Source organism: Corynebacterium sp. HMSC061H03 (genome assembly GCF_001838215.1).
GTDB lineage: Bacteria > Actinomycetota > Actinomycetes > Mycobacteriales > Mycobacteriaceae > Corynebacterium > Corynebacterium jeikeium_D.
Map to the genome: position 1 here is coordinate 23,674 of NZ_KV836077.1, position 25,441 is coordinate 49,114.

Sequence of the window (25,441 nt, forward strand, 5' to 3'; positions counted from 1 at the left end):
TGAGCATCACATCATCGGTGAGATGCTTTTGAAGGCATACAAAACTAAATGTGACCTTAGTCACGTCTAATGTGGGAATTTGGGCTAGTTCACTAGAAAAACCGCATAAAAGCCGCGATTATGCGGGAAAATTGTTGGAATCTGTGGGGAAAAGTGTGGCTACCAGGGGTAACCAAAGAGGTTTGAGTCCGCCGTGAGATGTAAGGTGACTCACAATAAGATGAAAATAATGATTTGGGACTCAGCGGGATTAGATTCAGCAGGATTAGAAGCTCAGCATGGTCTTGAGCCTCCGGCAGTCCAACGGCTCGAGCCAAGTCAACGTTTAAATAAGTCAACGATTAAGCGCAGTGCGAGAAAGGAACGTCGGTGAGCGATAAGAACGCCCAAGCGTCCACCAACAACTCCGCAGTCCTGATTACTTCAGTGGACCGCGCAGACAATCTGCAAGATGTCATTACGGCATTGTCTGAGGCACTGGGTGGGGCACGTTGCCTCCACACTGTCGGTGGGGCGCACGGCGCCACCGTGGATCAGGTTGTTGTGGATCCGGAATCCGCGCTTGACACCATCGTCAGTGCTGTTGAGGCTGATCGCGCTGCTAACGAGGGGGCGGCTGTTCTGACCGGCTCCGGCAACCTCGATTTTGACTTCCGCATTGCCACCGTCGCCGGCGCCGGTGTCATCGTTGTCGCTGGTGGCGAGGGCTGCCACACAGAGGCCGCAAAGGCTCGCGTTCGTTTGGCTCTCAGCAGTGCAGCTCAGCGTCACAGCGAGGTACTCGCAGTTGTCCTTACAGGGGAGGAGGCAGCTGAGGCTGCTAAGACTCTCGAGCTCGACGTTCCCGTTGTTGCCGTTGACGATGCTGAGGGGCTGCGCAAGGTCGTAAGCCGCGAGGTCACCGCAGTGATGACTCCACAGCGTTTCCAGTGGTGGCTGTTGCAGCGCGCCAAGGCTGATAAGCGTCACATTGTGCTGCCAGAGGGGGACGATGACCGCATTCTTGAGGCCGCTGATTACCTCCTGCGCGAGGACATCTGTGAGCTCACTATCCTCGGCGACCCGGATGCGATGAAGGCACGCGCCGCCGAACTGGGTTTTGACATCGACGCCGCCCATCTCTGGAACCCGCAGACCTCCGAATATGTTGAGCAGTTCGCGGAACAGTTCGCAGAGATGCGCAAGGCCAAGGGGGTCACGCTGGAGCAGGCCCGTGAGACGATGCAGGACATCTCCTACTTCGCGACGATGATGATTCACAACGGGCTTGTCGACGGCATGGTGTCCGGTGCAGCCCACACAACTGCGCACACCATTCGTCCGTCCTTGCAAATCATTAAGACCAAGCCGTCGGCTTCCACGGTGTCATCACTGTTCCTCATGGTTATGGACAACTCGCTGTGGGGTTTTGCGGACTGTGCGGTGCTGCCGAAGCCGGCTCCGGAACAGCTGGGTGAAATCGCGGTGGTATCCGCCGAGACTGCAGCTTCCTTCGGCATCGATGCCCGCGTCGCCATGCTGAGCTACTCCACTGGAGTATCCGGCACAGGTGAGGATGTGGACCGTGTGAAGGCGGGCCTGGCCAAGGCCAAGGAGCTGGCTCCGGAGCTCGCTGTCGATGGTCCGCTGCAGTTCGATGCTGCTATTGACCCGTCTGTGGCTGCGAAGAAGATGCCGGATTCCTCCGTTGCGGGTAAGGCAACTGTTTTCGTGTTCCCGGATCTGGACGCCGGTAACATCGGTTACAAGATTGCCCAGCGCTGTGGTGGTGCATTGGCAATCGGCCCGATTCTGCAGGGCTTGAACAAGCCGGTCAACGACCTTTCCCGTGGCGCCACGGTGCCGGACATCATCAACACGGTTGCAATTACCGCTATTCAGGCTGGAGGAAACTAATTATTATGTCCCGTCACGTACTTGTTTTGAACTCCGGTTCCTCCTCTATCAAGTTTCAGCTGGTAGACCCGGAGAAGGACTCCACGCAGCCGCCGTATGTCTCCGGTCTGGTGGAGCGCATTGGTGAAGAAGACGGCATTATTAATCTGAAGTTCTCCGGACAGAAGATTGAAATCACCGAGCCTATCGCTGACCACGCCAGTGGTCTTGACCGCGCGTTCGAGCTGATGGATGAGCACGGTGTTGGTCCGGAGTCGGTGGATATTGCGGCCGTCGGTCACCGCGTCGTTCACGGTGGTCGCCTGTTCTCTGGACCGGAGCTGATTACCGACGAGATCGTGGGCATGATCCGCGACCTTATTCCGCTGGCGCCGCTGCACAACCCGGCCAATATCGTAGGTATCGAAGAGTCTCGCAAGCTGCTTCCCGACGTGCCGCACGTCGCCGTCTTCGACACTGGTTTCTTCCACACCATGCCGCCAGCTGCTGCTCTGTACCCGCTAAATGCAGAGGTCGCATCGAAGTTTGATATCCGTCGTTACGGCTTCCACGGCACCTCGCATGAGTTTGTTTCCAAGCAGGTGCCGGACCTTCTGAATAAGCCGGCAGAGGAAATCAACCAGATTACGCTGCACCTGGGTAACGGTGCGTCGTGTGCGGCTATCCGAGGTGGCCAGGCGGTGGATACCTCGATGGGGCTGACTCCGCTGGCTGGTCTGATGATGGGCACTCGTACCGGTGACATTGACCCGGGCGTCATCTTCCACCTCTACCGCAACGGCATGAGCATCGATGAGATCGACAATCTGTGCAACCGCCAGTCCGGTTTGAAGGGCGTCTCTGGTGTCAATGACTTCCGAGTCCTGCAGGAGCGCATGGATGACCACGACCCGGATGCTTGGGCTGCATACCAGATGTATGTTCACCAGCTGCGCCGCTACATCGGCTCGTACATGCTGATTCTCGGCCGCCTCGATGCCATCACCTTCACCGCAGGTGTCGGTGAGAACCACGTCGGTATTCGCCGTGATTCTATGGCTGAGCTTGAGAACTTTGGTATCAAAATTGATGACGAGCTCAACTCCCAGCCGAATGACGGCCCGCGTCTGATTTCGGCGGAGGACTCGAAGGTCAAGGTCTTCGTGGTGCCGACCAACGAGGAACTGGCCATTGCCCGCTACGCAATGAGCTTCGTGGAGTAGGTTTTTGGACAGGAGCCCTGACGAGTAGGCAGGGGCTCCTGTAACCCTCCGTAATCGACGGCTTCTAGATGCCCCATCTGTTGAATCCGCAGCTGTGACCCAACAAAAATGAGCTCGCTCCCACTGCCTTCCAAACTGGAAGAACCTAGTGGGGCGAGCTCATTTTCACCGCCGGGGAAACTGCGCCTATGCCTCAACAGGCTCAGTCACCCGGTCATCGTTTCAACGCATCAGCGCAGCTAACTACCAGATGTAGACGCCGTCGCCGACCTGCAGGGTATCGAAGTACTTCACAGCATCATCGTGGTTCAGGTGGATGCAGCCGTGGGACATCTGATTAACAGAGCCCTCGTGGAAAGCTTCGCCGTCGTTGGTGAAGTACACCGAGAACGGCATCGGACCGTTGTAAGGACGGGACCACTCGTCGCGGACCTTGCGGGTAACGCTCAGGTGGCCACGGGTGGTTTCGTAACCCGGCATACCGGAGGACATTGGCACCGGACCGTAGGTGATGTTGCCATTTTCCTGCAGCCAGGTTTTCTGGTTAGCCAGGTCAACGCATGCGCGGGCGCTCGGCGGGCACGGGTTGTTTGGCTCTGGGCGTGGTTCAGGGCGTGGCTTCTGCTCTGGCTGTGGAGCAGGGGCAGGCGCCGGCTCAGGCTGCGACGGCTCGTCCTGGCCCCCCAGCAAACCGAAAATCTCGTTGACGACGCGGGTGGCTTCGGCCTTCTGTGCGGCTGACAATGGCAGGCTGTCGATGGCGTTCAGCAGCTGAGTTTTGACCTTGTCCGCCACCTGCTTGTTGTTTTCAGCGAACTTGAAGTTTTCATTAATCAGAGCGACGACCGAATCCGGCAGCTTCACCGAAGAGGAATCCAGTACCTCAGAGAGCTCAGGGGCAAGGTCGCCCGAATTCAGAGTCGGGATCTCCGGCAGCTTGAGGTCCCGAACACTTTGGCTAAGCGACTGCAGGTCTGGAGAAACCGGCAGGGCAACGGCAGTGCCGGCCCCAATACCAAAGGCGGTGGTGAGGGCTGCAGCGCTGATAATGACGCGCTTAGCGCTGCGGAGAGAGGATTTCGAAGAGGCAAACATAGAGGATATCTTAAACCACGAAAGGCAATTCTCTCTTTATTCACCAATTCTGGGGTGGCGCTCACGCCCACAACAGCATGTTTGACCAGGTTCGGTAAGGAGCTGTTAGAGAGCTAACGCCAAGTCCGTGGCCGGATGAGATTTGCGATATCCACCAAGTTGTAGCGGTGTCGCGGAAACTGCGAAGAGCGTGCCAGCATCCGTAAGTCTTTTTCCAATCCTTCACGCAGGCCGGCCACGGTAAAGGGCGCATCGAAAAGACCATTGGAGCTAGCTGCATGGTCGAGGTTCGAGCTGCGCAACCAGTTCAGCGCGGACGCCATCACGGCGATGCGCAGCTGTGGCATGCGCGGTTCATTCGTCGGCAGCTCCACCAGACGACGCGCAGCACGGCGAATTCTCGATTCAGTTAACTCGGAGGGCATCCCGGAGGTGAGCATCAGAATCGTCGTCAAACGTGCCATGCGATGGTGACGGGAGTTACCGGGTACGCGGTCAAGCTGGGAGATAGCCATTTCGTGTTGGCGCTCAGAGGCCAGCTGACGAGCTAGCCCGAAGGCGGAGGATACCGTCGTCGGGTTGGCCGCCCACACGACGGCGTAGAGACGCAGGGTGTTGAAGCGAATCGTCTGAGGTGACAGGGACTCGCTGGCCCAGGCGGGGGAGAAGATTTCGGGCGTATCGGCAGCGACATTATCCAGCGCGCTGCTCAAGTTCGCGGCGGCGCGGGCGACAGCGGGCTCGAGGAGAGATGCGTTGGCGATGCCCAAGCGCTGTTGAATCAACTCGAGAGTCGCTGCCAGCGCCAACTTCGGGGCGGGCTCGCCGGGCAGCATCGTCAGCACGTGGTGGAACGAGGCGAGGGCATCGTTGAATTGGTCGAGAAGTAAATAAGTCACGCCCTCGTACCAGTGATAACGCCAATCGCGCTGCAAGCGTTCAGAGACATCGCGGAGGCTGTCGCGGGCCTCATCAATTAATCCGAGGTCCAGTTTTGCACGCACGATGCCCAGTGGAATTTCCACCGAAGAACCATACTCGGGTTCGGACAGAGCATTGGTCAGTGCCTCGATAAGTTCGTTGGGCTCCGTAAATGACGAGGCACTCAAGATGCGCGCACCCGGATCTGTCGGGTTAATCAGTGGTACAGGCAGCGCGAAGGTCACTTCTTGCGGAGTGATTTCCACGCCGCGGGTGATGCCGTCGACAAGCTGATCGGTGCGGAACACCAGGTGCTTGGTGCCGTACGTGGAACGCTGCGGCGAGAAATTCGACACCGCCTGCGGGAATTGCACGCCGTCGCGCACCGCCAGAATCTCGCGCAATACGCCGATGAGCTGCACACTCATCTCTTCGGCAGAACCGAAGCGAGCCTCCGGGTTCTCGTGGCAAGCGCGTAGTAGGAAGCGGTAGAGCGAGTAAAAACGGCGGAATAGAGGCTCTTCGACAGGTGAGGGTAGCCCCGGGTCGTAGACGCCGTTGGTCGCCGGCAACTTCAGAATCAGGGAGGCTAGCGTGCGGCCGACTGTGTAGATATCACTGGCAATTGTCGGTCCCGTCGTGGCAATCTCCGGCGCCTGGAAACCGGGCGTGCCGTAGATATGGCCGTAGGCGCCGATGCCGGTGACCGCGCCAACGTCGATAAGCGTGACGTGGTCTTCGCTGAGCAGCACGTTGTCCGGCTTCAAATCGTTGTAGACAACGCCGCGGGAGTGCAGGTAATCCAGCGCGGGGAGCAGCTCCAGGATGTAGCCAATCGCTAGGTCACAGGGCATGACGCCGTCTGGGTAGCTCCGTCGCTGCTTGCGTAACGACGGGCCGCCGACGTACTCCATCACAATGAAGCCAGTGGCGCTGTTGGCGTCCGTCTCATCGATGAAGTTGATAATCTTCACAATTCCCGGATGCGAGATTTCCGCGAGGAACTCGCGTTCCGCCTGGACTACGGCGAAATCCTTCTCGTTTTTCGCTGCCATCATGCCCTTGAGTACGACCCAGCGATCCGAGACATTGTGGTCAATCGCCAGATAAATCCAGCCGAGCCCGCCGTGGGCAATTGGGCCTACAATCTCGTACTGATCCGCCACGATATCGCCGGCTTTCAGGCTCGGCGCCGGCTTATTCGTCGCTCGAATCTTCTCATCACTCATTACTGCATCGCGCGGATCCTGCGTTGTGATGTACGGCAGGTGTACCATGCCGTCGGCGACAGTGCGTCCGCGGTGTGCATTCGATCGCCTCCGGCGGAAGTCCTCCAACGCTTTCCGGTGCGAGGCCATCGACGGATCTGGTGTCTGGGCGCCGGGTTGGCTCGTCGCGCTTGACGACGAGCTCCCGCGCCCCAACAATTCGGCGATATCGAACTCTTCGTCATCGTCATCATCGTCCGCAAAAGGGTCGAAGGCGACAGCGGCAGTGCCGGGCTCTTGTTCGTCGTCTTCATCGGCGAATGGGTCGAAGGCGACGGCCTGAGTGGCAGCTGCCTCTGCCTCTGCGTGAGCATCCTCCTGGGGCTCCGGCGTGTACTGGGGATGCTGGGCTTGCTCGGATTGCTGGGCTTGTTCGGAGAACTGGTTTTCGTCGCTCATCGGTTATCCACCTCGCCTTCTGGAGCAGCTTCCGGTGTGGGGGAGATTCCAAGTATGTCTTCGTCGTCGCTGTACTGTGGCGATGGCTGTGTACCGCTTGGCAGGAAGGGGCCGAACCAAGTGTCGTAGAGGGACTGCCAGGTGCCATCGCTGGCCATACGCTCCAGGGTCGCGTTGATTTGGCGAACTAGGCCTGGGTTCCCCTTGGATACACCGGCCGCGTAGCTTTCCTCGTTCAAGCCCCGCTGGACAATGGCGGTAGCCGGATCTTGGTCGTTGATACCAGCGAGGATGGTGTCATCGGCAACGACGATCTCTGCCTGGCTGTTTTGAAGTGAAATGAGGCAATCCGACCAGTTACCGACCAACAGCAGCGTATTGTTCGGCGAGAGCCGTCGAATCAAATCCTCGGTAGTGGATCCCCGGGAGACACAGATGCGACCGTCCTCGACGTCCTCGGGGGAAGCATCGCCACCCGGCGAAGAGACTAGAACTCCAGCTCGTGCTGTCAGATACGGTGTGGAGAACAGCACCCTTTCGCGCCGGGCATCGGTGACCGTCATAGTGCGCAAAACGACATCGACAGTGCCGTCTTCGAGTGCGGCAGTGCGTTCGTTGCTGTCGACGAACCGAAACTCGACAGCATCGGGATTGTCAAAGATGTCCCGGGCAATCTCTTGTGCCAGGGATACTTCAAACCCCGAGAGCTCTCCGGTGCTGAAGTCGCGGAAGCTGAGCAGGTTCAATGATTGGTCAACACCAACGATGATGCGGCCGCGCTGGTAAATCTCCGGGATTCGCTCTTCCGGTGTTTGGTCATCGGGGGCGAGCGTGGACAGATCTGGGGCGTTGGCTTCTGCCGCAGGCTTCCTCGAGGAGGCTTTGTCGTAGAACGCGCCCGGTGGCAGGGGGAAGTCACCGGTGGCCTCCAGGATTGTGCGCGAGTAGGGATCGTCGGCAAGCGAATCGGTCGCACAGGCACTGACGGTGAGCCCGGCGATGGCGAGTGCACCAAGGACGGCCCTGCGCCGCCAACCGGCGAGACTGTGGAGCGACGGGGAGAACGAAACAATCATAGGTACTCCAGAAGCCGGTGTCGGAAGCCGAAAACAACCAGAACTGCCGCGATGACGGTCAGCGTAACCGTGGCGAGGGACAGTGCCGCGATAGCGCGACGGGATTGGTCGAGGTTCTCACGGGCGGTCAGGCGGGACTCGGCGATGGAATTCTGTAGCGACTCATCGACCTGGTTGAACGCAGTCGCCGACGAGCTGGCATTATCCACATCGGTCGCGATGCGAACCGCACCGGCGTAGTCGCCTGAACTCAAGTGCTCCATCATCAGGTTGTGGCCGGACTCCCAGCTGTAGATACCGTGGATGGCGGCTCTGACATCGTCGTCCGGCGCGTTGGCGTCCACTCTTTCCAGCTCGCCGACCAGGGTGCGCACCGACTGCGAGAAGGACTCCGCATCCGCGGGCTGACGGCGCACTAAGCCGAGGGTTTCGCTGGCGCGTAGCTGCTGGGCATCAATGCGTACTTGGGTTAGGGCATGAACGTCCGGACGCTGCTCTCCGAAGAGGGAGTTAGACTGCCACGGCTGAGTGGTGGCGATTCCCACACCGACAAGTGCGATGGCCATCAGCATGGTTGCACCAAACAGGCCGACGTTGAATAGTCGACCGGTGCGGCGAGTCAGCCACCACTGTGTGATTAGCAGCATCAAAATTGCCGCTGCCAGGCCTGACATCGGGAAAAGAGGTGGTTTCGATAGTTCGCGCTGCTCCTCATTAGTGGTGGTACTGGTGCGTTCGTAGAGCGATTTTGCAGCTGGCAGAATCTGGACCTGCATCAAGTTTGAGGCAGAGGCGAGGTACGCGACACTGACGGGGTTGCCCTGGCGCGCATTCGCGCGAGCTGTCTCGACCATGCCGGTGTAGACCGGCAACAGTCGCTGTACAGTCGCGACATCCTTCATCTCTGGATCATCGACGTTTTCAATGCCCGTAGCTGCGCGGGTAGCGGACATGGATGCTTGTGCGATGACATCGTCGAAGTTGCTGACCAAGTCCTGGCTGCTGTTGAGCGTGCCGCGGGAAAAAGCGGTGTTGGCCGACGCATCGGCAATCGTCAGCGAGGCATAGAGATTCTGCGAGGCATTGGCCATCGGCTCGCTCAGCTGCGAAATGCGGGTGAGCTGCTGCTGGCGTTGCGAGGTTGTTTGCCACATGGATAGGCCGGCGGCCAGGATTGCGACGATGAGGATGAGGGCGACTATGGTCAATCGGCCCGGCGACGTTATCAAAAATGACGCTGACCGGCGCACATACGTGGCCGACGGGCCGAGCTTGTCGTAGAGGCGCTCACCGAGAAAACGTGTCAATCTCCGGTTGCGCGGGCCAATCTCCAGGGCATCCACGCGCAAGTCTGTATCGCGCGGAGAGTCTGCCAGGGCTGTTGGGGTTGCGGCCGTTGATGGTGCCGCGCTCTCGGGAGCCGGGGTGGAGACGGGAGTATCTTTCGATTCCTTTGCCGCCTGAGCCGCAGTGTGTGTGTCTAAGCTTTCGCCACCGGGAGTGGTGCGACCGCTGAAACGAGTTCGGCGTGGAGCGCGATTCTTGCGGTGGAATGGGTTTCGGCTTTTGTCGTGGGCGCGGGAATGAGGCGCACTTGAAGTGGTTTCACCCATGTGCACGTGTCCTTCCGACGTGACCGAAGTCGCCTGCGGCAATCTCTCCGCTCAGAGCAACGTTAGTTCCTTGCAAATCTTAGTCGCTCGGGCTTGTGACGGAAAACACAAGGGTATCTGGCGTAGGGTGGAGACATGCTTCAGGATGGAAATGGTTGGGCGGCCGGCCCCAACGGTACGCGCTGCTGGGGACGCTTCGGAGCTGCAGGGCTGCTGATTGTGAGCCCTCAGCGCACGGTGCTTATGCAGTATCGAGCTGACTGGACATCGTTCCCCCTAACGTGGGGTGTTCCTGGTGGGGCTTGTGATTCTCATGAGACTCCTGAGGCGACCGCGCTGCGTGAAACGGCTGAGGAAACTGGGCTGCTGGAGCATCAGCTTCGCATCCTCGACACGCAGGTCACCACCGGCCCCTTCCCGGCCGATCCGGGCCGCCCCGAGCTCGCCGGCGGCTGGAAGTACCACACGGTTTACGCACTAGCTGCCGAAGAGCTGGAGACGAATCCGAACGAAGAGTCCCTGGAGCTGCGCTGGATTCCGCTTGACGACGTCGATAGCCTCGATCTGCTGCCGCCTTTCGTGGAATCGTGGCCCCGGGTGCGCGCGCACCTCGAGAAATTGCTGGAGGCCCTTGACTAGGTAGCTAAGGCCTGAGGTTTACACCGCCCATTGAGGCTGCACGCTGAGATTGGCACACCAAAGCCGCTCCCCGGCGCGACTTTTAAGTCGGGAGAGCGGCTTGTCTACTTGTTGCTTACTTGGAGTCGGCAACTGCTGCTGCGCCAGCAGCCAGCGCGGTGACGGTCAGGACGGACGGCCATGCGCCAATCTTCTTAGCCAGCGGGTGTGAGAGGCCGAAAGCGCCGAGGTAGGCGGCCACCAGACCAGTGGCTCCCAGGGCGCCGGTCTTTGCGTTCCAGGTGCGTGCTGCATATGCGCCGGCGGCGCCCAAGATGACGCCACCGAGCGGGCGAATGCCTGTTTCGCGAGCGGTGAGCCAGCCGCCGATGAGGCCGGTGGCCACCAATGGAGCGGTCTTTACGTCTTTTGCCTTCTTCAAAGTAATAGCCATGAGCATCATCGTACCTAGTAAGAAGGGTTTAGCGGCGCGCTTTTAGAACGGCTCCTGGCGGCGCTGGTGCTCCTCAACATAGCTTTCCGAGTGTTCCGCCAGCTTCAGCAGCGAAGGCAGTGCCTTAATTAGCGCACGCACGTCCTTTTGCGACATCGTCCGCACAATTTCGTACACCAGCGCACCCCAGTGGTCGATAAGCTGCTCCAGCAGGGTCTCGCCATCGCTGGAGACATAGAGGTTCTGCGCACGGCGATCCTTTGCATTGTTCTCGCGTTCAATTAGCCCGTTGTCGAGTAGACGGCGGACTGTTGCCGAAACGTTGGACGGGCGCAGGAAACGCAGGCGTGCAATGTCGGATACGCCGCAGCCCGGGTGGGTCGAAATAAAGTGCAGTACTTCCATTTCCGACTGGGAAATGTCCATCCTGGCATTCGGGCGCTCACCGAGGCGGCGAGTCGACGCAAGGAAGTCATACAGGCCGATGGAAATCTTCTGCACGCTTTCGCGCAGGGATTCATCGGACTCAGTTGAGTCATCCGCGGTGGGGAAGCCGCTCGCTGGCTCCGGGGTGGTGGTGCGCTGAGGGGAGCGTGCAGAAGTCATGATCTTCCTTCCCGACGTAATGAATTGATGTTCTGAATAAACACCTTATATCGTCGAAATAACTTTCTGTGGTGAAAATTTGTAGATTGAACAAAAAGTTAGGCTCATAAGTGTTGTGCGGGTGCTTTATCGCCCATTTCTGCCCCTGATTTTAGGGGCTGGCAGCAAGAACTCCGCTTTACGACGGCCCCAGCGACACCCCCTAGAAGGAACTAGGCCTACGCGGTTTTCCGCCGCGTTTATCTACACTTCGTAATCCACAATCACCGGAGCATGGTCGGATGCGCCTTTGCCCTGACGCTCTTCGATGTCGATGAATCCGGCGGACGCCTTTGCCGCGAGGGCGGGGGAGGCGAGCTGGAAGTCGATGCGCATGCCCTCATCTTTGAAAAAGCGGCCAGCTTTGTAATCCCAGTAGGTCCACTGGTTTGGGGTGAATTGGCGAGTTACCTCCTTCATGCCCGCCTGCTCCAGCGCATAGAAGGCTGCGCGTTCAGGTGGTGTGACATGTGTTTTCCCCGCGAAGGCCGCCATTGACCAGACATCGCCGTCGGTCGGGGCGATGTTGAAGTCGCCGCCCATCATGAAGGTGGCCTCCGGGTCGTCGTCAAGCGTGGCGATGATGTGCTGACGGAGCCGCTCCAAAAATTCGAGCTTGTACTCGAAGTGCGGGTCGGTGATGTCGCGGCCGTTCGGGATGTAGAGGCTGTGGACGCGCACGCCACCGCAGGTAGCAGCGATATGGCGGGCCTCCAATGCGGGAGTTGCGTCGGGGTCCTTGTTGAAACCGGGCTGACCGGGGAACCCTGCCTGGATGTCCTCAAGGCCGACGCGGGAGATGATGGCAACGCCATTCCACTGATTCAGGCCGTGGTGGGCGACTTGGTATCCCAGCTCTTCAAAAGCAGCGGTGGGGAATTGGTCGTCCCTGCACTTGGTTTCCTGGACGGCCAGGACATCAATGTTATTCCGGCGCAGCATTTCCACAATTCGGTCGAGGCGGGTTCGAGCCGAATTGACGTTCCAGACACAGATTCGCATATCAACGATTGTAAAAGGGGATTGTAAAAGGGGAACGAAACGGCGGCCTCATGCGTTGAATAAAGCAGTGACGAAATAGGCGGACAAAAGCGGACTAGGTGGGCGGAAGCCCGGTAGGAAAGGGAGTTTCGAGGTTGGCTAACTGGGACGATCGCCGTTACGGCGGCGAGTACAGTCCGGCGGATTACCTGAGTAGTAGTGGCAGGAATGCTTATCGGGAGCACGACGCATATGCGGCGTACGGTGCGGCAATGCCGTATCAGGAAGTGCCATATCCGGTAGCAAACATTCCGGTCGGCTACGAGAGCGGGTACCCCGCTAGCTACGGGGTGTCTTCCTTCGGTGAGCTCAGCACTAACCCCAAAGTTGCACCGCTGACCGCTCAAATGGCAGTACACCTGGGCTTCGACCCCAATCTGGCCAATGCCCCTGTGGTGCGTCGTGGTGGTGCGCTGCTGGTGGATTCTGTCATCTACACTGCGTTGATTGCCTCTATTGCAGTTCTCGCTAGCATCGCGGGGACATCCGACAGCGGCGTAATGGTGATGCTGATCAGCCTCTTCCTCGGTCCCGGTGGTTTTTACCTCTACCGCGTGGTGGGAGACTCCATCTTCGACGGTTCTCCGGGTAAGCACGCCATGGGCATGAAAATTGAAGGTGCACACGGGATGCCAGTTTCAGCCCGCGATGGTTTTGTGCGCAATGCCTGGATTCTGCCGTCGATGATTCCGGTCGCCGGTTGGTTTGTCTCTGCGGGCCTGGCTGGCTGGATTGCGATGGCTGCCTCACGCGATCCGCTGGGGAGAGGTCGTCATGAACTCTCGGTTCGCACTCGAGTGGTGGAAAAGCCGGAGACGCGCGAGCGGCAGCGCGGACAGCGCCGCATGGACAATCGCATGGGCAGCAAAGAGCAGCAGGGCAACCAGCTGAAGCGGACTAAACGGGTTAAGCGCGGGAAGTAGGGCGATTAGGGCGAGCAGGGCAGGGCCGAAACGTAAGCCCCCGGCCCCTAAGCCCCTGTCAACTCCGCATATCGGTGCCGGTGGTGCTCGGTAAAACCGAGCGTCCGGTACAGCGCAATGCCAGCCTCATTCGAGCCCAATACCTGCAGATATGCAGAATCTGCCCCGTGCTGCGCACCCCAGTGCATCATCTGAATTCCCAGTAGGGTGCCTAGCCCTCGGCGGCGCATATCGGCTGCGACTTCCACGGCAGAGAATCCGAGCCACACGCGGCCGTCCTCCGATTCGGTCAGCGTGCCGCGCGTAATTGCTACCGTGCGCATGCCCTCAGACGCACTGTCATCAGGGACTTGGAGCCGACCGAAACACATGCGGCCATCAATTTCATTGCGCAGGAACTGCAGCGCATGCTCGGGCAGTGTAGTGCCGCGGAAGTGGTAGAGCTCCAGCCAATCGTCGTCAGGCTGATCAGCGATGTCCACCTGCACGTCTGCCAACTCGGCGCTGTTCGGTTCAGTTGCCAATTCAGCGGGCGGCAAGTCCCCATCGAGGGAGCGCGTCATAACCACAATGTCCGGCCCGACCGTCCACTCCGGCCCTGCGACCAGTGCCTGTGCAGGCTTGGCGATCCGATCCGGAACCGCAATCCGCACCGGCAAATCATGGGAATCGTAAAACGACTTAATTTTCTCCAGCGGCACCGGCTGAGTGCTGGCTCCGGGCTCGAGCGGCAGTGCGGAGTTGGAACGCTCCGTGATGCCGTCGCCCGCACGCAGCAGCCAGCCCGACTCCACCACGTGCGCGATACCCGGGAAGGCCTTCGCTGTCGCAGTTTCCACGGCGCGAATATCCGAATTGCGCACCGGATGATCCGGCAGGGCCTTCACAATCAAAATGTGCTTATCGCTAAAGTCCACCGCTGCCACGGACTCGTCGGCACGCACGCCAGCACGAACCTGCGGTCGCACGACGAACGGATCCATGCTGAGCACGTGCCCAATGACGTCCGTAGTCTTCTTGCCGCTGGCCAGCGCCTCTTCATCGGTTAGCGCGCGCCGCACAATGACACGACGTCCCACCGCCACTTCACCGACACCCCAGCGGGAAATCGGGAGCTTCTGTGCTGCATTTTCGCTTGCCGACGACTCCAATTGCCTATCCGCCACGATCTAATCCTCGTGGCCGAACGGATCCGGATCCACGCCCGGCATCCAGGTCAGGCCGCCCTCGGTCCAACCGGCGCGCTTGATTTCCTTCTTGGCCATGCGCTTCCAACGACCGGTGAGGCAGTCGGTGTAGAGGAACCCATCCAGGTGGCCGACCTCGTGCTGCATGCAGCGGGCGAAGAATCCGGTGGCCTCGATGCGGACCTCTTCGCCGTTTTCATCCAGGCCAGTGACGACAGCCTTCTCCGCGCGGTTGGTGGGGAAGGACAGGCCGGGCACAGAGAGGCAACCCTCGTCATCGGAGCCGTCGTCGTTAGGCATGGTCTTCGGGATTTCACTGGTGGTCAGCACCGGATTGATGACGCAGCCGCGGTGCCAGACATCGTCGTCATCGGGGCAGTTGTAGACGAACAGCCGCTTGCCGACACCCACCTGGTTGGCAGCCAGCCCCACACCGTGGGCGCGGTCCATGGTTTCGTACATGTCCTCGATGAGCTCACGCAGCTCGGAGACATCCTCGGTCACCGGCTGGGTAGGAGTGTGGAGAACGGGGTCTCCGGCAATCACAATGGGACGGATAGTCATGTCGCTGATTCTACTCGGCGTCCATGTTTTCTAAATCGCCTGGTGATGTCCGAGTTGTGTCAGGGAGTTGTAGGTGGGGCGTAGGTGAGGTGGGGGGCTGGGCCTTACTATGTATCTTCACTAAGTATCTGCATAGGCAGTGTCGTGCAGAATAGAGGGTCAGCGCGAGTGAGAAGGAAAGCGGGGTGCGGAAAGTGGTGAGCAAGAAGCCCATAGGTGGCAGCCACGAACCTGAGGCCGAGCGGCGGCTTGACTCATCCGAACATCTCGGACTCGTGGGTGATACCAGCGGCATTGAACCCGTTTTGGCTCAGAAAATGCTGGATTTTGAGAAAGAATGGCTGAAAGTTGCCCGCCGCGGACCGCGTATGGCCGGTGCGCGGCAGGAGGCAATTCGGCGTCGCTTTGCCGAGGACTTTGGAAACAACACAATCCGCTACCACCAGGTACTTTCGCGACTTCTCGACTCTCCGGCAGCCGAAGCTGCCGAACCCGTGTTGGTTCATCGGCTGCGCGCCGTGCGGGACAACCAAGACGCGTAAGGTTCAAGCTTCACTTCACGGTTCGGCGGCAGAACATATAGGATGTGGGATGTGTCTGACCAACTAAACCCTCAGAATTCGCCGCGTCCGGGCCGTCATCGACTCGATGACGACTACGACGACTTCGATGAGTACAGCGATTACGCGGAGGCTCCGGCCGCTGGCGCAGTCGCTGCTGGTGCTACCGCTGCCGCCACTACCGGTGCTGGCTCGAGGGCTGCTGCTAGCAATTCCGCAGCTGCTGATGGTGCTGATGACGGCGACATCGGCGACGGTGCCGGTGATGGCCGCTACATGCGCGTTCTCGCTATCGTGCTGCTCGCTATCGGCGTGTGCCTGGTCGCCTACGGTGCCTACGCACTCAGCACGCGTGGCGACGATGCTGAGAACACCGGCCAGAATGACACCTCGGCATCCGCTCCGGCGGACTCTGGTGCGCCTGCTGACTCGGCCAACGGCAGTGATCCGGCAAAGGATGGTGCTGCTGGAGATGGTGACGGCGAGGTCCTGCCGCCGCCGGCAAACGAGCCAGGCAAACCGGTTCCTCCCGCGGAGAATCCGCCGGCACAGGATGAGGCCAACGAAGGGCCACAGATTGACCGCAAGACTGTCAAGGTCAGTGTCCTGAACAACTCTGAGGTCGTGGGCCTTGCCGATGACCTGTCCAAGCAGATGGGTGAGCAGGGCTGGGGTGCCGGCGAGACCGGCAACGCTCCTGAAGAGAAGATGGGTGTGTGGGAGAAGACCACCGTCTACTTCGACCCGAGGAACGAAGAGGAAAAGGCCGCTGCTGAGCAGATCGCGCACGACAACGGTTGGGAAGCCGCACCTCGCGATGACCGTCTCCGGGACGCTCCGGCGGGAATCGTCGTGGTCGCCACTGACCCGGCTCACTAGACTCCCGGCCCACCGGACTTCGGTCTCTCACTAAGGTCTGCGGCCTAGGCGTCAAGACCTGCCGCCGTGGTACGAAGCCCCCCCCATAGCTTCCCAAGCCCCGCGTAAGCCACACATTTCATGGCTTAGGCGGGGCTTTTGCATATTTTGCAGTCTCAAACAGATCACGGCTGAAAAAGGGGTACTAGTATTCTGCTAGTAGCCAGTGAGGTCTGTGAGGTTTTTATGTTCGCCGTAATGCGTCGTCGCGTTGCTGTCGCCACCGCGTTGGGTTGTGCTGCAACACTGTTGGTTTCCTGCTCAGGGGTTGAATCCAGCAGCAACAAGGACGGGAACGCGGACGCGTCGTCAAGCACTGCGCCAGTGAGCGTAGATCCGGCTGCACCGAAGCTGACCGAGCGAGTCAGCGCCTATAACTTCATCCGCACAAACGACGACGGATCAATGAAAATGCTGGCAACTGTCCAGGTCATGAGTGCCAAGGGGTGGATGGGTCTTTCCGACGAAAAAGGTCAGTTCACTACCTTGGATAAGGGTAAGTACACAGTGCAGGCGCGCGGTGCATCTGGCTGCAGTGGCATAGGCAGTCCCGCAGCTGAGGGGTTGGGTGTTATCGGTGAAGTGCACGTCGATGACAAACGGAATGCAGATGTCTGGAACGTGCCGTCCAAGGTGGACGAGGACAGTTTCACCACAGTTGCGCTTGTCGATTCCAACGGTGACCTTGCCTCCTGCGCAAAAACCGTCACCTGGACGGAGCCCACTGAGGAAAACGACTCCTAGTGTGAAAAAATAGCGGTATGACTGAGCAATTTTCCGGATCGGCGCAGCCATCTCTGGGAGTGGAATGGGAAGTGGCGTTCGTTGACCGACGAACGCGCGACACCGCCCCCGCTGCCGCCGAGGTGCTCGACATCATCGATGCGGAGCATCCCGGGCATGGGCTCCAGCGCGAGTTCCTCGCCAACACCGTGGAGCTCGTCACCGGTGTGCACATGAACGTGCCCGATGCCGTAGCGGAGCTCCAAAGCCAGCTGGATATGGTTCTCGACGCCGCTGACCGCGTTGGGGTGGATGTGTGGTCATCGGGCTCGCATCCGTTCGCCCGCGGTACTGCTCAGCAGGTCAGTGCCAAGGGGCACTACTCCGAAATTATCAACCGCACTCAGTGGTGGGGGAACCAGATGATTATCTGGGGAGTCCACGTCCACGTAGGCATTAAAGACTCCGAACGCGTTTGGCCGATCATTCAGGCTCTGGCAACGAAGCTGCCGCACATGTTGGCGCTGTCTGCCTCCTCACCGGCCTGGAACGGCGAGGATATGGGTTACGCTTCCAACCGAAGCCTGCTCTACCAGCAGCTTCCCACCGCGGGTCAGCCGCCGGCGATTTACACGTGGCCCGAGTGGGAGTCCTACATGCACGACCAGTCCCGCTCCGGCGTCATCAACCACACCGGCTCGATGCACTTGGACATCCGCCCGGCATCAAAGTACGGCACCATTGAGATTCGTGTCGCCGACGCCACCTCTAACCTGCAGGAACTCGCCGCTATCGTGGCATTGACGCACTGCCTGACGGTTTACTACGACCGCATGTGGGAGGCTGGCGAGGAACTACCGTCACTGCAGTCCTGGCACATCGCCGAAAACAAGTGGCGCGCCGCTCGTTACGGGATGGACGCGTTGGTCATCGTCAATCGCGATACCGACGAGCGGTGGGTTCGCGATGAACTCCGTGAGCTTGTGGTTCAGCTCGCCCCGCTTGCCGACGAACTGGGCTGCCGAGCCGAACTGGAATTCATCAACAACATCGTGGAAATGGGCGCGGCATACGAGCGTCAGCGCACTGTGGCGGATGCGGCCGGGGCGCTGCCTTCCATGGCTACCGAGGACGACGTACGAGCGAACGAAGAGCGCATTGGCCACACCCCGTGGCGGGCCGCTGTGGATCTTGCAGTGCAGGAACTGCGCGCCGGGCATCCGATAGCGCCTGCAGATTTCCACGAGCAGGTGAGCGACTAGCCGTCGTTAAGCGGTGTGTGCCTAGACAAAAATAGTGACTAGGCTTATAGCACTTTTGAGGTGCATAAACCTAGTCACTTTGTCATAAACTCAGCCAGTAACTTAAGGCCATTGTCCTCTCGTTATTCCCGGCTGTCATCGCGGGCCAGGCTGTCCTCGTCGACGAGCCTCTCCTTGAACGCCTCGTGGCCAACGCGGTTACTAACAATCGGCGATGTACCCAGAGCAAACAGGATAATCAGGGTCAACAGAGCCAAGTCACTGCTAGTAGTTGTGTGAGCTGACGCGTGCGTGGCGACGTGCACAAGCGAGCCCGACAGCGTCAAAATTAGCCCCAGTGTTTGTGGCTTGGAGGATGCGTGCATCCGACTGATGGTGTCGCGGAAGCGTATCAATCCCACGGACGCTGCAACGCACAGTAGCATTCCGGTGAGAATCAGTGTGATGGCGATAATGTCTGCCACGAGAATCATTTGGACTCTCCCTTCGCTGTTTTCGGAGCCGTTGTCGGTGTTGCCTTAGGCGCCGCTTTCTGTGCGGTTTTCTTTGTGGCGACCTTTCCGGCTGCTTTCGTCGCACCCTTCCGGGAGCTCTTTGCGGGCTGCTTTCCGTCATCCGGAACACGGAACTTGGCGACCGCCAGCGAAGACAGGAAACCGAGCAGCGCAATGATGAGCATTGGGTAGACCACCGAAGTGTCCAAGCTCCAGGCCATGAACGCAGCGAGCATGCCCTGCAGCATTGCAGTCGTCGACTCCAGCGCCACCAGGCGGTCCAGCGAGTTTGGACCGGCAATCATGTGCCCGAGGGTAATCATCACCGCAATGAAATAGCCTGCGGCAGCCACTCCGAGCAGAGTGTTAAAAACTTCCGGGTTCATCGGCTACTCCTTTCGCTGCTCTTCTCGCTGCTCTTGTCGCTGCTCACCTGGTTGTCACTTGGCACCGACTTGGTCGGTTGCTCGTTGACATCGCGGTTTTCAAACGCCCGAATAACCCGACGCTCGATTCGAGTCAGCTGGTTGATTTGCTCGGCTACCTTGCTCGTCGACGACGCGTCGAGAATGTGCATGGTCAGCGTCTTTTCCCGCTTGTCGATGTCCACGATGATTCCGCCCGGCTGCAAGTTAATCAGTGCCATTGCAGTCGTGAGCGAAATATCGTCATTGGTGCGCATAGGGACCTTGATGATGGCCGTCGGTGGTGGATCAGCTCGTCGGATGGCCAGCCAGGAGACACTGATTGAGGCCTTCACAAAGTCGATTGTCCAGGAACCGAACAGTCGCACCATGCCACCGAAGTTGATGTCCAGCGCGCTGTTTGGCGGGATAGGCATGGCGAGGTTGAGCAACGTGGCTACCAGGATTCCCGAAAGTACATTGGCAAATGTCACTTCGCCCCACAGCATGACCCAAATAATCAGCGTGAACAGGAACAGCAGGATTGAAATACGCGGTGGTCGTTTTGCGGCCACCTTGGCGCGAGCTTTACTCATGAGCTTTCACCTGCTCCTTCCAACGTGCTGGTGGCATGTTCGGTCACCGGGTCCGACTCCCACGGGCTCTTGGTGCGGCCTGGGTTCTTCAGCTGCTCCAGTCCCTTGTCATCGGCCGATTCGATACCGAGAACTGCCGCGCGGTAGTCATCAACATTCGCGACGTTGCTCGCCGCTTCGGTAGCCACATTAGACAGCGGTCCGGCCAGAAGAGTCACGCCCACAGAGGCAATCACCAGTAGGGCCGTCGGCATCACCATGCCGAGTGGCATCCGGCCGACGTCGTCACGTTCTGCGATAGCGACCATCTGCGTCCTTTCCCGGAGTGCAGCTGGTTGCGCCAGCACGGTGTCACCCTCGGGGGCATCGGAACGGTCACGCCAGAAGGCTTTCGACCAGACGAGAATCATGGTGTAGAGGGTCAGCAGGCTAGTGATAATCGAACCCGCAACCAGAATCCACGCGGTGGCGGAGCCGTCTTGGGCACCCGCCTCAATCAGCATGACCTTGCCCAGGAAGCCCGAGAACGGTGGGATACCACCGAGGTTGAGCGCGGGCACGAGGTATAGCAGCGCCAGCAGCGGCGAGGATTTGGCCAGGCCACCGAGACTGCGCAGGGAGGAGGAGCCCGCCTGGCGTTCGATAAGTCCGACCACCAGGAACAACGCCGTCTGCACCAGAATGTGGTGGACGATGTAGAAGATTGCGCCGCCGAGCCCCAGCGTATTGCCGACGGCAATACCGAAGATCATGTATCCGATGTGGGACACCAGCGTAAATGACAAGAGACGTTTGATGTCATTTTGGGCCATGGCGCCGAGAATGCCCATGAGCATTGTCGCTAGGCCGGCCCACATCAGGACGTCGTCAAGCCTGCCGTCGGGGAAGACGACACTGCGCGTGCGGATGATCGCGTAGACACCCACCTTCGTCAGCAGACCCGCGAAGACCGCGGTGACCATCGACGGTGCGGTGGGGTAGGAGTCTGGCAACCACGCCGACAGCGGGAACACCGCTGCCTTCACCGCGAAGGCGACGAGCAGCACGGCGAAGATCGCGGTGCGGGTGCCATCGGGGATGTCCTCCATACGCAGAGAAATATGCGCGAAGTTCACCGTGCCGACCGCTTGATAAACCAGGCCAATCGCCAGCAGGAACACCATCGAGGACAGCATGTTGACCATCACATACGACACGCCTGCGCGAGTGCGTGACGACGATGCCCCCAGCGTGAGCAGCACGTAGGAGGCTACGAGCAGAACCTCGAAACCGACATACATGTTGAACAGGTCGCCAGCCAGGAAGGCCATCGAGACGCCCATGTTGAGCAACATGTACGTCGGAACGAAGACGGAGATCGGCTCATCTTCGTCACCATCGCTAATACCCTGGCCGATGCCGAACCACATCACGGCAAAGAGGACCAGCTGAGAGACGGTAATCATCAGCACGGCGAGGTTGTCGGCCACGAGCGTGATGCCGATTGGTGCGTCCCAGCCGCCCACCTGGACCGTGTGGATGCCGTGCGCGTAGATGAGATACACCAGTGCGCTGGCGACTCCCAGCAGGCTGCCGAGTGAAAACAGCGCGATCGCCTGCTGTGCTTTGGGAAAACGTGCCAGCAGCAGAGCAATTGCGGCGGTGGCGGCGGGGACGATGATAGGAAGCGGGATTAGCGCCAGGATTAATTGCTCAGTCGTCATCGTCGTCACCTCCTGGGGTGTTGGATGGTGGGGTAACAGGCTTTTCGAAACAGACCGGACCGAAGTTATCTCCGGCCTCCGTGGGACGACCGGTGGTGGGGTCGTCGGACTTGTCGTGATCCGGAGCAGCCGACGGGTCGCTGGCGCGACGCAGTGCCAGACTGCGGTCTTCGTGGTCATCCTGCACGTGATCGCCGATGTGGTAGCGGTGCTGGCGATAGAGCAGGGCCAGCAGGAAGGCGGTCATGCCCATAGAGATAACAATCGCGGTGAGGATGAAGGCCTGAGGCAGCGAGTCGGCCTGGGCATCGCTGACTAGCGATTCTCTATCCCAGATCGGTGGTTGCCCTGGTGCACCAGAGCCAAGCAGGATGAGCAGGTTGATACCGTTGCCCATCAGCAACAGCCCCATGAGCATCCTGGTCAACGAACGATCGAGGAACAGGTACACCCCTGTGGCGATCAGCGTGCCGACAGTAGCTAGCAGAACAAAATTGAGAATCACTGGTGAGTGTCCTTTCCTTCGGTCCTAGCTGGGGCTGTCGGTTCTGAGGCCTCCGAGGTGGCTGTGTTGGCAGTGCCTGCGGGTTTAGTGCCGGCAGGTTTAACGCCTGCGGACTTAACACCTGCGGGCTTAGCCACCGCCAACTTGCTACGCAGCTGGCGGGACTGGCCGAGTGCGGCTCGATTCACACGACGTGAACGATCACGCTCAGCGCGAAGGTTTATCTGAGCATCGATGCCGCCGCCCAAACTGCGCAGGATGTAGACAATCGTGCCAACGACAATCATGTACACACCCAGGTCAAAGAGCATAGGGGAGACAACGGTGACGTCGCCGAGCAGCGGAATTTCCCGCGAGCCGTACCAGGAAGTCAGCGGAGCCCAACCCACGAACAGTGGCCATACGGCGCTAAGAGCCGACACCAGCAGACCGCCGCCGAGAAGCACCTCGGTAGGAATTGGCAGAGTTGCTGCCAGTTCACGATGCCCACCGATGAGATAACGCATGGTCAGTGCCAGCGCAGCCACGAGGCCACCTGCGAAGCCACCACCGACATCGTTGTGGCCGGCGAAGAAGAGGTAGATGGAAACCACCATCATGGCGGGGAAGAGCGCGCGCGATGCCACCAGCACCATGATTGGGTAGCGCAACCGCTCGGCTTCACCGGACTCATCGATGGTGTTCAACCAGCGGGTGTTGCGGCGAGCACGATTCCGCTGTGGCTTAATCTTTGAGCGCATGTGCATCGTGTGCGTGCGGAATACCAGCGAGGTAATCCCCAGCGCCACCATCACCAGCACGGTGATTTCACCGAAGGTATCCCAGGCGCGGATATCGACAAGAAGTACGTTGACCGCATTCTGGCCGTGCCCAATGTCGTGAGCCAGCGGCGGAATGTTGCCGGAGATTGGCTCAGTACGACGGGAGCCCATAGCGTAGGCGGCCAACACTGGGACAGTGACACCGACTGCGATGGCCAGCCATGCACGGTGTCGTATCCACCTCGGATTTGATGCCGGTGCCCGCAGCGAGAGCGTGCGCAGCACCAACACGAAAACAATCATTGAGACCGTCTCAACCAGCAGCTGCGTCAGAGCCAAATCAGGTGCACCGTACATGGCGAAGATAATGGCCAAGCCGTAGCCGGTCACACCTACCAGGATGACACCGGAGAGCCTGTTTTTCTGTTGGGTGGCGGCCAGAGCCGCGATGATCATAATCAACGCGACCGCGCCCTGCGGTGCAGAGTCCCACAGTTCCATTCGGAGCTCATCACGCTCACCGAGCAACAAGGCACCGATGGACAGCACGATGAGGGTCAGCAAAATGACCGCCTCATTCAACGGAAGGGAACCACGCTGGGTCGCAGCAGTGGCACGGAGAGAAAGACGGCGGGCCAAGTCCAGGATGCCGTCGTAAAGCGCATCGGCACTACCGAGAGCCGGCTGCTCAAACTGCAGCTGACGCACCAGTTTGCGCTGCCAGTGCATGATGCCACCTGTGATCAGAATTGTGGCTGTCAGCGCCAGGGGGAGGGTGAAGCCGTGCCAGAGAGCCAGGTGCGTTTCTGCTTCCGTATTCGGGAATGCGCTGGTGAGGTAGGGCGAGATAATCGAGTCGAGGACGCGCGGAATCAGACCGAAAACCAAACCTGCCAGCGCCAACAGCCAAGCCGGGCCAATCTGATCCCAGGTCGGGGAATCCATCTCGGCGACGGCGGGGGAAGTGCCACCGCCGCTGGCGTGCGTGCTGGGCTTGGTCGCAAACGCGGCACGTAGCAGGTAGAGCGAGTACGCCACGGTCAGAATCGAGCCTACGACCAGGCCAATAGTGGTGAACACCGCCGGCATACCGTGCAGTGGTTCAGCATTGAGCGTGGCCTCGAGCGCCGCTTCCTTCGCGACAAAGCCGAAGAACGGAGGCACACCCATCATCGAGGCGGCAGCGAGAATCGAAATCACCAGCAACTGTGGCGACTTCTTGCCCAGGCCAGAGAGCTTACGGATATCGCGCGTACCAGTCAGCCTGTCAATCGTTCCCGCCGTCATAAACAGAGTGGCCTTGAACATGGCGTGGCCGAGAGTCAGCGCCAGGGCCGCCAGCATCGTCGCACGCGTGCCTATCGACGCTACCGTGATGATGAATCCCAACTGGCTGACAGTGCCATACGCCATGATCAGCTTGAGATCCTTCTGGCGCAGAGCCATCCAGCCACCCATAATCATGGTCAAAAGGCCGAGCGGGATGATGATTGGTTGCCACGCGTTGGTGGCGTTGAAAGTTGGCGCAAGTCGGGCGACCAGGAACACACCGGCTTTGACCATCGCTGCCGAATGCAGGAAGGAAGAAACCGGGGTAGGAGCGGCCATTGCGCCGGGCAGCCAGAAGTGGAAGGGCGCGATAGCGGATTTAGAAAGTGCGCCGATGACCAGCAGGATTGCGGCGGTGGAGATTGCTGTGGAGTTCAGCTGCGATGTGGTCAGCGCGCCAGGTGCTGTGAGGTCGGAGAAGTTCCAGAACCCGGTGGTCACTCCCATCAGGACGATACCGACCAGCATGATCAGCCCGCCCAGTGTCGTGACCAGGAGCGCCTGGCCTGCTGCGCGACGGGAGGAAGCTCGCTCGGCATAGTAGCCCACCAGGAGGAAGGAAAGAACCGAGGTAATTTCCCAGAAGACAAACATCAGCATGATGTTGTCGCTGATGACCAGGCCGTACATAGCTGCGGCGAAGGCAACCATTTGGGCTGCGAAGGAGCCTATTCGGCGACGTTTTCCGGGCGGCGGATTGACGAAGTATCCGGAGCAATACACCAGTACGAGAAAGCCGATGGTCAAAACCAGTGTGCCGAAGAGCGATTCAATAGGACCTAATCGCAGGTTTACATCCAAGTGGATAATGGGCATCCACGAAAAATGCGTGACGGCGGGTTGCGTGAGTGCGGAAGTTTCCCCGTTGCCATTGTCTAGAGCTAAGCGAACGAGATGGGTGCCGGTGTAGATGGCACCGCCTGCCAGCGGGAGGCTGAGTACGAGGAACCCGCGGGTTCCGAGCCACTTAATCGTCCATGGTGCAAGCGCTGCCGTAACGAACAGGATGCACAGGAGAGAAGTCACTATTCCATAATGATTGGAACACGCCAGTTCATGCAACCCCGTTTTAGGGACTTAAGCATTTGAAGCGGTGTTAACCGAGTGTGTGAAAACGGTCAATTGTTTCTGGGAAAGTGAAAATTTGGGGGTGAGTTGTGGGGGGCGGAAGTTGGGCATTTTTTGGGGCTTGAGCGGCTGACTGCTCAAGCCCCAAATCAGTGCCATTACTGCCCCCCCCCAACACCACCCCACCCCAAAGGTCAATACATTGAACTTGGTGGT

The 25,441-nt window shown here is 59.4% G+C and carries 23 protein-coding genes; 8 read left to right on the forward strand and 15 right to left on the reverse strand.

What is annotated here, in order from left to right:
- Positions 1-570 precede the first annotated feature (570 nt).
- Both pta and HMPREF2787_RS08000 read left to right on the forward strand, forming a co-directional pair.
- The gene (gene pta / locus HMPREF2787_RS07995) at positions 571-1,896 is read left to right on the forward strand and encodes a phosphate acetyltransferase (RefSeq protein ID WP_246822271.1); all 1,326 of its coding nucleotides are present in this window, start codon (positions 571-573) and stop codon (positions 1,894-1,896) included.
- 5 nt (positions 1,897-1,901) lie between these two features.
- Positions 1,902-3,098 carry an acetate kinase gene (locus HMPREF2787_RS08000; protein ID WP_069358955.1) on the forward strand — a complete coding sequence of 399 codons (1,197 nt, stop codon included), beginning with the start codon at positions 1,902-1,904 and terminating at the stop codon, positions 3,096-3,098.
- Positions 3,099-3,341: 243 nt separating this feature from the next.
- Here HMPREF2787_RS08000 and HMPREF2787_RS08005 read toward each other — a convergent pair whose 3' ends face one another.
- The 4 genes from HMPREF2787_RS08005 to HMPREF2787_RS08020 all read right to left on the reverse strand — a co-directional run bounded on the left by HMPREF2787_RS08005 (position 3,342) and on the right by HMPREF2787_RS08020 (position 9,470).
- On the reverse strand, positions 3,342-4,193 hold the full coding sequence (locus tag HMPREF2787_RS08005; protein WP_070858957.1) for a L,D-transpeptidase: 852 nt from the start codon (positions 4,191-4,193) through the stop codon (positions 3,342-3,344).
- Positions 4,194-4,306: 113 nt separating this feature from the next.
- The gene (locus HMPREF2787_RS08010) at positions 4,307-6,781 is read right to left on the reverse strand and encodes a serine/threonine protein kinase (protein ID WP_070858958.1); all 2,475 of its coding nucleotides are present in this window, start codon (positions 6,779-6,781) and stop codon (positions 4,307-4,309) included.
- Entirely contained in the window at positions 6,778-7,857 is a 1,080-nt protein-coding gene (locus HMPREF2787_RS08015; RefSeq protein WP_070858959.1) for a glutamate ABC transporter substrate-binding protein, read from the reverse strand. Before HMPREF2787_RS08015 ends, HMPREF2787_RS08010 begins: the two co-directional genes overlap by 4 nt.
- On the reverse strand, positions 7,854-9,470 hold the full coding sequence (locus tag HMPREF2787_RS08020) for a hypothetical protein (protein WP_070858960.1): 1,617 nt from the start codon (positions 9,468-9,470) through the stop codon (positions 7,854-7,856). Before HMPREF2787_RS08020 ends, HMPREF2787_RS08015 begins: the two co-directional genes overlap by 4 nt.
- Before the next feature lie 135 nt (positions 9,471-9,605).
- On the opposite strand from HMPREF2787_RS08020, the gene HMPREF2787_RS08025 reads away from it, so the two are divergent.
- Positions 9,606-10,109: an NUDIX domain-containing protein gene (locus HMPREF2787_RS08025; protein ID WP_070858961.1), complete on the forward strand. Its 504-nt coding sequence runs from the start codon at positions 9,606-9,608 to the stop codon at positions 10,107-10,109.
- 115 nt (positions 10,110-10,224) lie between these two features.
- Here HMPREF2787_RS08025 and HMPREF2787_RS08030 read toward each other — a convergent pair whose 3' ends face one another.
- The 3 genes from HMPREF2787_RS08030 to HMPREF2787_RS08040 form a co-directional block, all read right to left on the reverse strand.
- Complete coding sequence (locus tag HMPREF2787_RS08030) at positions 10,225-10,542, reverse strand: hypothetical protein (protein ID WP_172620224.1); 318 nt, start codon at positions 10,540-10,542, stop codon at positions 10,225-10,227.
- 42 nt (positions 10,543-10,584) lie between these two features.
- Positions 10,585-11,148 carry a MarR family winged helix-turn-helix transcriptional regulator gene (locus HMPREF2787_RS08035; protein WP_016421518.1) on the reverse strand — a complete coding sequence of 188 codons (564 nt, stop codon included), beginning with the start codon at positions 11,146-11,148 and terminating at the stop codon, positions 10,585-10,587.
- Between the two features lie 243 nt (positions 11,149-11,391).
- Positions 11,392-12,189, reverse strand: a complete 798-nt coding sequence (locus HMPREF2787_RS08040; RefSeq protein WP_070858962.1) for an exodeoxyribonuclease III — start codon at positions 12,187-12,189, stop codon at positions 11,392-11,394.
- Between the two features lie 134 nt (positions 12,190-12,323).
- On the opposite strand from HMPREF2787_RS08040, the gene HMPREF2787_RS08045 reads away from it, so the two are divergent.
- Positions 12,324-13,151 (forward strand): RDD family protein, encoded by an 828-nt coding sequence (locus tag HMPREF2787_RS08045; RefSeq protein ID WP_246822265.1) that lies wholly within the window; start codon positions 12,324-12,326, stop codon positions 13,149-13,151.
- Positions 13,152-13,198: 47 nt separating this feature from the next.
- On the opposite strand, the gene HMPREF2787_RS08050 is transcribed toward HMPREF2787_RS08045, so the two are convergent.
- Positions 13,199-14,317, reverse strand: a complete 1,119-nt coding sequence (locus HMPREF2787_RS08050; protein ID WP_083326680.1) for an N-acetylglutamate synthase, CG3035 family — start codon at positions 14,315-14,317, stop codon at positions 13,199-13,201.
- Positions 14,318-14,320: 3 nt separating this feature from the next.
- Complete coding sequence (locus tag HMPREF2787_RS08055) at positions 14,321-14,902, reverse strand: peptide deformylase (RefSeq protein ID WP_069358948.1); 582 nt, start codon at positions 14,900-14,902, stop codon at positions 14,321-14,323.
- Between the two features lie 197 nt (positions 14,903-15,099).
- On the opposite strand from HMPREF2787_RS08055, the gene HMPREF2787_RS08060 reads away from it, so the two are divergent.
- The 4 genes from HMPREF2787_RS08060 to HMPREF2787_RS08075 all read left to right on the forward strand — a co-directional run bounded on the left by HMPREF2787_RS08060 (position 15,100) and on the right by HMPREF2787_RS08075 (position 18,365).
- Positions 15,100-15,444, forward strand: coding sequence for a DUF3263 domain-containing protein (locus HMPREF2787_RS08060; protein ID WP_239272074.1), 345 nt, complete (start codon positions 15,100-15,102; stop codon positions 15,442-15,444).
- A 42-nt stretch (positions 15,445-15,486) separates the two neighbouring features.
- On the forward strand, positions 15,487-16,341 hold the full coding sequence (locus tag HMPREF2787_RS08065) for a LytR C-terminal domain-containing protein (RefSeq protein WP_246824249.1): 855 nt from the start codon (positions 15,487-15,489) through the stop codon (positions 16,339-16,341).
- Between the two features lie 225 nt (positions 16,342-16,566).
- Positions 16,567-17,124 carry a hypothetical protein gene (locus HMPREF2787_RS08070; protein ID WP_049189488.1) on the forward strand — a complete coding sequence of 186 codons (558 nt, stop codon included), beginning with the start codon at positions 16,567-16,569 and terminating at the stop codon, positions 17,122-17,124.
- Between the two features lie 17 nt (positions 17,125-17,141).
- On the forward strand, positions 17,142-18,365 hold the full coding sequence (locus HMPREF2787_RS08075) for a glutamate--cysteine ligase (protein WP_049189489.1): 1,224 nt from the start codon (positions 17,142-17,144) through the stop codon (positions 18,363-18,365).
- A 122-nt stretch (positions 18,366-18,487) separates the two neighbouring features.
- Here the strand turns inward: HMPREF2787_RS08075 and HMPREF2787_RS08080 are convergent, their stop codons facing one another.
- From HMPREF2787_RS08080 to HMPREF2787_RS08105, 6 genes are read right to left on the reverse strand one after another with little or no spacing between them, the layout of a single operon-like run.
- Positions 18,488-18,838, reverse strand: coding sequence for a monovalent cation/H(+) antiporter subunit G (locus HMPREF2787_RS08080; RefSeq protein ID WP_016421509.1), 351 nt, complete (start codon positions 18,836-18,838; stop codon positions 18,488-18,490).
- Positions 18,835-19,245: a monovalent cation/H+ antiporter complex subunit F gene (locus HMPREF2787_RS08085; protein WP_049189490.1), complete on the reverse strand. Its 411-nt coding sequence runs from the start codon at positions 19,243-19,245 to the stop codon at positions 18,835-18,837. The genes HMPREF2787_RS08080 and HMPREF2787_RS08085 overlap by 4 nt, the downstream gene beginning before the upstream one ends.
- Positions 19,242-19,859 carry a Na+/H+ antiporter subunit E gene (locus tag HMPREF2787_RS08090; RefSeq protein WP_049189491.1) on the reverse strand — a complete coding sequence of 206 codons (618 nt, stop codon included), beginning with the start codon at positions 19,857-19,859 and terminating at the stop codon, positions 19,242-19,244. Before HMPREF2787_RS08090 ends, HMPREF2787_RS08085 begins: the two co-directional genes overlap by 4 nt.
- Positions 19,856-21,562, reverse strand: coding sequence for a Na+/H+ antiporter subunit D (locus HMPREF2787_RS08095; RefSeq protein ID WP_070858964.1), 1,707 nt, complete (start codon positions 21,560-21,562; stop codon positions 19,856-19,858). The genes HMPREF2787_RS08090 and HMPREF2787_RS08095 overlap by 4 nt, the downstream gene beginning before the upstream one ends.
- Complete coding sequence (locus HMPREF2787_RS08100) at positions 21,552-22,067, reverse strand: Na(+)/H(+) antiporter subunit C (RefSeq protein WP_016421505.1); 516 nt, start codon at positions 22,065-22,067, stop codon at positions 21,552-21,554. The genes HMPREF2787_RS08095 and HMPREF2787_RS08100 overlap by 11 nt, the downstream gene beginning before the upstream one ends.
- Entirely contained in the window at positions 22,064-25,186 is a 3,123-nt protein-coding gene (locus HMPREF2787_RS08105) for a Na+/H+ antiporter subunit A (RefSeq protein ID WP_083326681.1), read from the reverse strand. Before HMPREF2787_RS08105 ends, HMPREF2787_RS08100 begins: the two co-directional genes overlap by 4 nt.
- Between the last annotated feature and the right edge of the window lie 255 nt (positions 25,187-25,441).

Excerpts from the sequence above, each read along its gene's own strand:
- HMPREF2787_RS08000 (WP_069358955.1), top strand. The coding sequence starts at position 1,902 with ATGTCCCGTCACGTACTTGTTTTGAACTCCGGTTCCTCCTCTATCAAG.
- HMPREF2787_RS08005 (WP_070858957.1), bottom strand. The coding sequence starts at position 4,193 with ATGTTTGCCTCTTCGAAATCCTCTCTCCGCAGCGCTAAGCGCGTCATT.
- HMPREF2787_RS08010 (WP_070858958.1), bottom strand. The coding sequence starts at position 6,781 with ATGAGCGACGAAAACCAGTTCTCCGAACAAGCCCAGCAATCCGAGCAA.
- HMPREF2787_RS08015 (WP_070858959.1), bottom strand. The coding sequence starts at position 7,857 with ATGATTGTTTCGTTCTCCCCGTCGCTCCACAGTCTCGCCGGTTGGCGG.
- HMPREF2787_RS08020 (WP_070858960.1), bottom strand. The coding sequence starts at position 9,470 with ATGGGTGAAACCACTTCAAGTGCGCCTCATTCCCGCGCCCACGACAAA.
- HMPREF2787_RS08025 (WP_070858961.1), top strand. The coding sequence starts at position 9,606 with ATGCTTCAGGATGGAAATGGTTGGGCGGCCGGCCCCAACGGTACGCGC.
- HMPREF2787_RS08030 (WP_172620224.1), bottom strand. The coding sequence starts at position 10,542 with ATGGCTATTACTTTGAAGAAGGCAAAAGACGTAAAGACCGCTCCATTG.
- HMPREF2787_RS08035 (WP_016421518.1), bottom strand. The coding sequence starts at position 11,148 with ATGACTTCTGCACGCTCCCCTCAGCGCACCACCACCCCGGAGCCAGCG.
- HMPREF2787_RS08040 (WP_070858962.1), bottom strand. The coding sequence starts at position 12,189 with ATGCGAATCTGTGTCTGGAACGTCAATTCGGCTCGAACCCGCCTCGAC.
- HMPREF2787_RS08055 (WP_069358948.1), bottom strand. The coding sequence starts at position 14,902 with ATGACTATCCGTCCCATTGTGATTGCCGGAGACCCCGTTCTCCACACT.
- HMPREF2787_RS08065 (WP_246824249.1), top strand. The coding sequence starts at position 15,487 with ATGTGGGATGTGTCTGACCAACTAAACCCTCAGAATTCGCCGCGTCCG.
- HMPREF2787_RS08070 (WP_049189488.1), top strand. The coding sequence starts at position 16,567 with ATGTTCGCCGTAATGCGTCGTCGCGTTGCTGTCGCCACCGCGTTGGGT.
- HMPREF2787_RS08075 (WP_049189489.1), top strand. The coding sequence starts at position 17,142 with ATGACTGAGCAATTTTCCGGATCGGCGCAGCCATCTCTGGGAGTGGAA.
- HMPREF2787_RS08080 (WP_016421509.1), bottom strand. The coding sequence starts at position 18,838 with ATGATTCTCGTGGCAGACATTATCGCCATCACACTGATTCTCACCGGA.
- HMPREF2787_RS08085 (WP_049189490.1), bottom strand. The coding sequence starts at position 19,245 with ATGAACCCGGAAGTTTTTAACACTCTGCTCGGAGTGGCTGCCGCAGGC.
- HMPREF2787_RS08090 (WP_049189491.1), bottom strand. The coding sequence starts at position 19,859 with ATGAGTAAAGCTCGCGCCAAGGTGGCCGCAAAACGACCACCGCGTATT.
- HMPREF2787_RS08095 (WP_070858964.1), bottom strand. The coding sequence starts at position 21,562 with ATGACGACTGAGCAATTAATCCTGGCGCTAATCCCGCTTCCTATCATC.